We start from the raw sequence: 213 nt of genomic DNA, 5'->3' as shown, positions 1-213 counted from the left end.
GGCGGGCATCCAGGCGCCGATGGAGAGGGTGGCGATGGAGCCGTCGGCCAGGCCCTTGTACCAGGCGTCGCTCCAGGAGCTGACGGGGGCGAGGAGCTTTTCGTCGAGGAGCTTTTGCCAGGTGGCGGTGTACTTCTGGGTGCCTTCGTCGGTGAAGTCGATCTTCACGGCGGTGCCGTCGGTCTTGTAGGGGTGGCCGCCGGCCTGCCAGAT

At 67.1% G+C, this 213-nt stretch carries 1 pseudogene; it reads right to left on the bottom strand.

Features of this window, described 5'->3' with window-relative positions:
- Positions 1–213 (bottom strand): annotated as a pseudogene (locus OO54_RS41275) (sugar ABC transporter substrate-binding protein); the annotation flags it as partial.

This window comes from Streptomyces wedmorensis, assembly GCF_000716445.1.
Classification (GTDB): domain Bacteria; phylum Actinomycetota; class Actinomycetes; order Streptomycetales; family Streptomycetaceae; genus Streptomyces; species Streptomyces wedmorensis.
The sequence above is the reverse complement of the archived record's forward strand: the minus strand, read 5'-3'. Positions and strand labels throughout refer to the sequence as shown.